The sequence below is a fragment of the Kitasatospora sp. NPDC096204 genome (assembly GCF_044763205.1).
Classification (GTDB): Bacteria; Actinomycetota; Actinomycetes; order Streptomycetales; family Streptomycetaceae; genus Kitasatospora.
Genome location: NZ_JBIWFT010000044.1, coordinates 66606 through 73027, shown reverse-complemented (window position 1 = coordinate 73027; position 6422 = coordinate 66606). Strand labels below are relative to the sequence as shown.

The window sequence follows — 6422 nt, the reverse complement described above, 5'->3', positions numbered from 1 at the left end:
GGATACGGCCGTGACCGTGACGACCGTGGTGGCGACCGCGGTGGTTTCCGTCGTGACGACCGTCCGGGCGGCGGTTTCAACCGCGACCGCGGCGAGCGCGGTGGCGACCGTGGCGGCTTCCGTCGCGACGACCGTGGTGGCGACCGCGGCGGTTTCCGTCGTGACGACCGCCAGGGCGGCGGCTACCGCCGGGACCGGGACGAGCGCGGCGGTGACCGTCGGGACTACGACGACCGCCGGGGCAACTACGAGCCCGTCAAGCGTCTGCCGATCCCGGAGGACGTCACCGGCTTTGAGCTGGACGCGGACGTGCGTCAGGAGCTCAAGAGCCTGCCCAAGACCCTCGCGGACGACGTCGCCCGCAACCTGGTGATGGTGGCCCGCCTGCTCGACAGCGAGCCGGAGGAGGCCTACCAGTACTCGCGCGTCGCGCTCCGTCTGGCCTCCCGCGTGGCCGCCGTCCGTGAGGCCGCCGGTTTCGCCTCGTACATGACGCAGCGTTACTCCGAGGCGCTGACCGAGTTCCGTGCCGCCCGTCGGATGACCGGCCGTGCGGACCTGTGGCCGGTGATGGCCGACTGCGAGCGCGGTCTGGGCCGTCCGGAGCGGGCGCTGGCGATGGCCGGTGAGCCCGAGGTGAAGCAGCTGGACAAGGCCGGCCAGGTCGAGATGCGCCTGGTGGCGGCCGGTGCCCGCACCGACATGGAGCAGTTCGACGCCGCCGTGGTGACGCTGCAGAGCCCGGAGCTGGCCTCCAGCGCCGTGCACTCGTGGACCGCTCGCCTGCGGTACGCCTACGCCGAGGCCCTGATCGCGGCCGGCCGCGCCGACGAGGCCCGTGACTGGTTCGCCAAGGCCGCCGAGGCCGACACCGACGGCACCACCAACGCCTCGGAGCGGCTGGCCGAGATCGACGGCGTGGAGTTCACCGACACGCTCGACCCGGAGCTGGACGAGGACGAGGCCGAGTCGGTCGACGCCCCGGCGAAGAAGCGCGGTGGCGGCGACAACGCCGACGACCGCGTGATCTTCGAGGACGAGGAGGACGTCGAGGAGTACTACGACGAGGACGACCTCGAGATCGACGACGACTTCGACGGCGTCGTCCCCGAGCGCGCCCAGGACGCCGAGGACCGCAAGGCGGAGGAGACCAAGGCCGAGGAGACCGAGGTCGAGGAGACCGAGGCCACCAAGGTCAAGGCCGACGCCGACGCCGACAAGAGCTGATCAGCTCCCCGGTCAACGCCGTGAGGCCCTGCCGTTTCCCGGAACTTCGGGAACGGCAGGGCCTCACGGCGTTCGGGCCTGGGTCGGGCCGACGGCGCGGTGTCAGCCCAGCGCGAGGCTGCGCAGCACCAGCCCGGTGGCCGGCTTCGGTCCGAAGGAGGTGGACTTGCGGGGCATGGTGACACCCTGCTCGGCGAGCCGTCGCACCACGGACTCCCGGACCGGGTGCAGTAGGACGGCGGTGCCGCCGGTGCGCGCGGCCTCCTGCTCGGCGGCCACGGCGGTGTGCAGGTAGCCGATGTCGTCCGGGCCGTCGGGGACGTGCCAGGTGTGGTCGAGCAAGGTGGCGTGCAGGACGGTGGCGTCCAGGTGACGCCACTCCTCGGGTCTGCCGTGCGGCACGGTGGCGTCGAGCAGGGACTCCTCGGGTTCGCCGAGCAGCCAGTAGACGCCGTCGCCGCCGGTGAGGACGAAGCCGTTGCCGCCGTGCCGCTTCTGCTCGGCGAGGGCCTGGAGCGCGGCGGACAACGGTCCCGGGACCTCCTTGACCTTCCACTGGTCGCCGAGCCGCTCCAGCGCCTCGGCCACCGGCAGCCGGTACAGCACGCGGTGGATGGCGCGGACCCGCAGCGGGTAGCGGGCGGTGTCCACCAGGAGCACCATGCCGCGGTCCCAGGGGCTGCGCGGCAGGTGGCGGTGCTCGCGCTGGAGGCGCAGGTACATCTCCCAGCGGTGGTGGCCGTCGGCGATCAGCGCCCGGCAGGTGGCGAGGTCGCGGCTGATCTCGGCGATCTCGGCAGGGTCGGTGACCGCCCACAGGCGGTGGTGCGTCCCGTCGCTGGTGGCGGTGGAGAGCACCGGCTCGCGTTCGACCGTCCGCTCGATCACGCCGGAGGCGCCGCCGTTGCCCCGGTAGGTGAGCAGCAGCGGTTCCAGGTTGGCGCGGGTGGTGCGCATCAGGCCGACCCGGTCGGCGACCGGCCGCGGCATCACGTCCTCGTGCGGGAGCACCACGCCGCCTTCGCGGCCGCTCACGGCGAGGGCGCCGATCAGGCCGCGCTGGAGCAGCTCGGGGGAGTCGTCGGTGGCCGGCACCCGCTGCTCGTAGACGTAGAGCGCGGGCTCGGGGTCGGCGGCCAGGACGCCCTCGCGCTGCCAGGCGGCCAGCAGCCGGGCGGCGTGCCGGTAGCGGGTGTCGCGGTCGGGGCGGTCGCCGGCGTCCTCGGGCTCCGGCCTGGGCAGGATCAGCCGGACCACGTTGTGGGGGTCGGCGGTCTCCAGGTCGAGCCGGCGGCCCGGGTCCACGACGTCGTACGGCGGGGACGTCACCGCGGCCAGGGTGCCGACCCGGTCGGGGACGTAGCGCAGGCCGCGGAAGGGGGACAGGGACAGGCCAGCGGTGGCGACGTGCCCGGGATCGCCGGGGCCGCCCTCGGGAGTCTCGACTCCGTCTTCTGCACTGGGTGTGCTCATTCTGGGCATCGTAACCGGGTACGCGTTTTTGAGAGATCGGAATGCCCGCGCCGGGTTGTGGGGCGGGTGTGGGACCGAGGGCGAGGTACGGCATGGACGACGGGCAGGAACGGGTGGACGGCGGCGGCCCGGCCGAGTCGGGCGGGCCGGTCGGCGGGGTGCCGCCGCAGAGCCGCTCGGGCGAGCCCGCCGGGGACGTGTACGAGTGGTTCCGGCGGGGAGCCCGGCTGCTGGCCCAGGGACATCCGGCGGCCGCCGAGCAGCTGCTCGCCCGGGCGGTGGCGGCCGAGCCGCACTCGCGCAGCATCCGGGAGGCGTTGGCACGGGCCCAGTTCGACACGGGCTCGTACGCGGCGGCGCTGGAGAACTTCCGCGCGGTGGCGCTGGCGGACCCGGCGGACGACTACGCTCAGTTCGGGTGGGGAGTCGCGGCGGCCCGGCTGGGCGACTTCGAGACCTCCGCCGAGCACCTGGCGCTGGCCGTGGCGATGCGGCCGGAGTCCGACCACTACCGGCAGGCACTGCGGCAGACCCGGGCGACCCTGGCGGCCCGTGCGGGGGCCTACGGCCCGCTGCTGCCGGGAGCACCTGGGTACGTGGAGCCCCCGGCGGGCGCCGGGGACCCGGCCGGCGGAACGGCGGACGACGCCGGTGCCGACACCGGCACCGACGGCGGCGCCTGACCGGCCGGACGCCGTTGACGCACGACGCAGTGGAAGCAGTGCACGCAGTAGTGCACGCAGCAGCGAACGACGACGCAGTGAATGAGGTAGCGCAGCCATGACCGAGACGGCCACCCCCGTGCGACGGACCGCCCCCGGCGGCAGCGAGCGGCCGCTGACCGACGCCTACGACACCGCGCTGCTGGACCTGGACGGCGTGGTCTACACGGGCGCGCACGCGATCGAGCACGCGGTGGAGGCACTGGACGCCGCCCGGACGGCCGGGATGCGGCTCGCGTACGTGACCAACAACGCATCCCGCCCGCCGCGGGTGGTGGCCGAGCACCTGACCGAGCTCGGCATCCCGGCCGAGCCCTCCGACGTGATCAACTCGGCCCAGGCCGCCGCCCGGCTGATCGCCGAGAAGGTGCCGGCCGGCTCGAAGGTGCTGGTCGTGGGCGGTCTCGGGCTGGAGGAGGCGCTGGCCGAGCTGGGCCTGGTAGCGGTCCGCTCGCTGGCCGACGGGCCGCTCGCGGTGGTGCAGGGCTTCGACCCCTCGGTGGGGTGGGCGGACCTCGCGGAGGCCTCGTACGCGGTGCAGAGCGGACTGCCCTGGGTGGCATCCAACCTGGATCTGACGGTGCCGAGGGCCCGTGGCATCGCGCCCGGCAACGGCACCCTGGTGGCGGCGGTGCGGGCGGCGACCGGGGTGGAGCCGGAGGTGGCGGGCAAGCCGCTGCCGCCGATGCACCGGGAGACGGTGCTGCGCACCGGCGCGGAGCGACCGCTGGTGGTCGGCGACCGGCTGGACACCGACATCGAGGGCGCGTTCAACGGCGGGGTGGACAGCCTGCTGGTGTTCACCGGCGTGACCACCCCGGAGCTGCTGCTGTCGGCCCCGGTCGAGCACCGGCCGACGTACCTGGCGGAGGACCTGCGCGGACTGCTCGTCCCGCACCCGGAGGTGACGGCCGTGGACGGCGGCTTCGCGTGCGGCGGCCTGGTCGCGGGCGTGGAGGCCGGCGTGCTGCGGCTGTCCGGCGCCGGGGACCGCTGGGACGGCCTGCGGGCGCTGTGCGCGGCGGCGTGGACGGTGCTGGACGCGGGCGGTGCGCCGGTGGACGGCCGTAAGGCGCTGGCCGACCTCGGGTTCTGGGGGCGGGTCGGCGGTCGCCGGGGGGCCACCCTCGGCTGAGCCCGGCTCGGTGGCCCCTGGTCCCGTGCCCGGCCCGGTTCGTCGGCGCCCGGTCCGGGAACGGCGGCTCCGGCGGTGCCGGGCTCAGAGCAGGGTGCGCAGCCGCAGCAGGTCGCGGAAGCCCGCCTCGAGCCTGACCCGGCCGCTCGCCCAGGCGGAGGCGAAGTTGAGCCCGCCGCCGACCAGCGCGACCAGGTCGTCGCTGCTCATGGTGAGCCGGATCGCCGCCTTCTCGGCCGGGGGACCGGGGGCGGCGACCATGTCCTGGATGCGGCCGTCGCGCAGCTGTCCGGTGAAGGTCAGGTCGAGGTCGGTGATCCGGCAGCTGAGCGAGCGGTCGAGGGCGGCGGCCTTGCGGACGTCGCCGGTGGACTTCGCCATGTTCCGGCTGAGCTGCTCCAGTGCCTCCCGGCACTCCTCGGCGTTCGCCACGGGGCGGCTCCCTCCCCCGGTCGCTGCGGTGCTGACTGCGGGCCACGGTACCTCAGGAGGGTTTTGGCGGTAGCGTCGTCAGTGGGGTGCCCGCGACGGCGCCCGGGTACTGAGGGCGACGGAGCGACGCGCGTAGGCGATTGGGAGGCACCCGGATGCTGCCGAGGACGGTTCGGGGAGTGGTGGAGACTGCCGCCGGGGTGGTCGAGGAGGTCGGCAAGATGGTCGTCGGGACGGCGACCTCGATCCTGGAGAAGGCCGGGGTCGATGTCGCCGGGGTCGAGCGCCGGCTGGGCGGTCAGTTCCCGCCGTCCGTGGAGACCTTGCAGACCCTGGCCGGGGAGGCGGTCACCGCCGGGCGTGCCGGGGTGGACCTGGCGGTCGGCGTGGCGCGCAACGAGGCGGAGAAGGTCTTCGAGAAGGTCGGCGACCAGGTGACCAAGGTCGGCGTGGTGCTGGCGTACCTGGAGACCAAGCTGCGCGAGGTCGAGGAGGAGGCCCCGGCGGCCGCGTCCGGACCGGGGGCGTACGAGGCCGAGGAGCCGGTGCCGGCGCCGCGGGCCGGTGACCTGTTCGGGCGTGGCTGGGAGTTCGAGGAGGAGCGGTCGGCCGCCCGGACGGCGGACGAGCCGATAGTCGCCGAGCGGGTGGAGGTGGACGAGCCGGTCGAGGTCGATCCGCCGGTCCCGCCGGTCCCGCCGGTGTCGGTGGCCGCCCCGGCCCCGAAGGAGGAGGCCGCCGCTGCGCCGGAGACCGCTGCCCCGGGGAAGAGCACTGCCGCCAAGGACACCGCCGCGAAGGACACCGCCGCGAAGGACACCGCCGCCAAGGACACCCCCGCGAAGGGAACGGCGAAGAAGTCCGTGGCCAAGAAGAGCGCGGCGAAGAAGACGGCGGCGCCCGAGCGGACGACGGCCAAGAAGGCCGCCGCGAAGAAGACGACCACCGTGAAGAAGACCGCCACCGCCAAGCAGGCCGAGGCCCAGCCGGGGACGCCCGCGAAGCGTGCGGCGACCAGGAAGACCACCGTCCGCAAGGCCACCAGCACGAAGAAGCCCGATGCCCACGACGAGTGAACCGCCCGCGCCCGCCCGCCCGGCCGAGCCTTCCCGCCTTCCTGAGCCCGTCCGGGACTCCGAGCCCGTCCGGGACTCCGAGCCCGTCCGGGACTCCGAGCCCGTCCGGGGCGCCGAGCTGCTGGGCACCGAGCCGCTGGGCGTCGAGCTGCTGGGCACCGAGCCGCTGGGCGTCGAGCTGGCGCCCACCGGCCATCCCGGCGTGGACGCGGGCCTGGCCCGGCTGGAGGCCTTGGACGGGGTCCCGGCCGAGGCACACGTCGCGGTGTACGAAGATGTTCACCAGCGGCTCGTCGACACACTGGCCGCGCTCGACCAGGAATGACCCGCAGGATCCGTAGGAGCTGAAACACCAGT

7 protein-coding genes are annotated in these 6422 nt (G+C 74.5%); 5 read left to right on the top strand and 2 right to left on the bottom strand.

Going from position 1 to position 6422, the window contains the following annotated elements; all coding sequences use genetic code 11:
- The first annotated feature begins 309 nt into the window (after positions 1-309).
- On the top strand, positions 310-1227 hold the full coding sequence (locus tag ACIQ87_RS34410; RefSeq protein WP_402414707.1) for a hypothetical protein: 918 nt from the start codon (positions 310-312) through the stop codon (positions 1225-1227).
- 102 nt (positions 1228-1329) lie between these two features.
- On the opposite strand, the gene ACIQ87_RS34405 is transcribed toward ACIQ87_RS34410, so the two are convergent.
- Positions 1330-2700 (bottom strand): DUF1015 family protein, encoded by a 1371-nt coding sequence (locus ACIQ87_RS34405; protein WP_402414697.1) that lies wholly within the window; start codon positions 2698-2700, stop codon positions 1330-1332.
- 92 nt (positions 2701-2792) lie between these two features.
- Here ACIQ87_RS34405 and ACIQ87_RS34400 point away from each other — a divergent pair, with 92 nt between their 5' ends.
- Entirely contained in the window at positions 2793-3383 is a 591-nt protein-coding gene (locus ACIQ87_RS34400; RefSeq protein ID WP_402414694.1) for a tetratricopeptide repeat protein, read from the top strand.
- 97 nt (positions 3384-3480) lie between these two features.
- Positions 3481-4557, top strand: coding sequence for an HAD-IIA family hydrolase (locus tag ACIQ87_RS34395; RefSeq protein WP_402414692.1), 1077 nt, complete (start codon positions 3481-3483; stop codon positions 4555-4557).
- A gap of 84 nt (positions 4558-4641) precedes the next feature.
- Here the strand turns inward: ACIQ87_RS34395 and ACIQ87_RS34390 are convergent, their stop codons facing one another.
- Positions 4642-4989, bottom strand: coding sequence for an SCP2 sterol-binding domain-containing protein (locus tag ACIQ87_RS34390; protein ID WP_402414690.1), 348 nt, complete (start codon positions 4987-4989; stop codon positions 4642-4644).
- A 179-nt stretch (positions 4990-5168) separates the two neighbouring features.
- Here ACIQ87_RS34390 and ACIQ87_RS34385 point away from each other — a divergent pair, with 179 nt between their 5' ends.
- Both ACIQ87_RS34385 and ACIQ87_RS34380 read left to right on the top strand, forming a co-directional pair.
- On the top strand, positions 5169-6065 hold the full coding sequence (locus ACIQ87_RS34385) for a hypothetical protein (RefSeq protein ID WP_402414687.1): 897 nt from the start codon (positions 5169-5171) through the stop codon (positions 6063-6065).
- Complete coding sequence (locus ACIQ87_RS34380) at positions 6049-6390, top strand: hypothetical protein (RefSeq protein ID WP_402414684.1); 342 nt, start codon at positions 6049-6051, stop codon at positions 6388-6390. The genes ACIQ87_RS34385 and ACIQ87_RS34380 overlap by 17 nt, the downstream gene beginning before the upstream one ends.
- The last annotated feature ends 32 nt before the right edge of the window (positions 6391-6422 follow it).

What these genes read in the sequence shown, in the direction of transcription:
- ACIQ87_RS34400 (WP_402414694.1), top strand. Translation starts at nt 2,793, where the DNA reads ATGGACGACGGGCAGGAACGGGTGGACGGCGGCGGCCCGGCCGAGTCG.
- ACIQ87_RS34380 (WP_402414684.1), top strand. Translation starts at nt 6,049, where the DNA reads ATGCCCACGACGAGTGAACCGCCCGCGCCCGCCCGCCCGGCCGAGCCT.
- ACIQ87_RS34405 (WP_402414697.1), bottom strand. Translation starts at nt 2,700, where the DNA reads ATGAGCACACCCAGTGCAGAAGACGGAGTCGAGACTCCCGAGGGCGGC.
- ACIQ87_RS34395 (WP_402414692.1), top strand. Translation starts at nt 3,481, where the DNA reads ATGACCGAGACGGCCACCCCCGTGCGACGGACCGCCCCCGGCGGCAGC.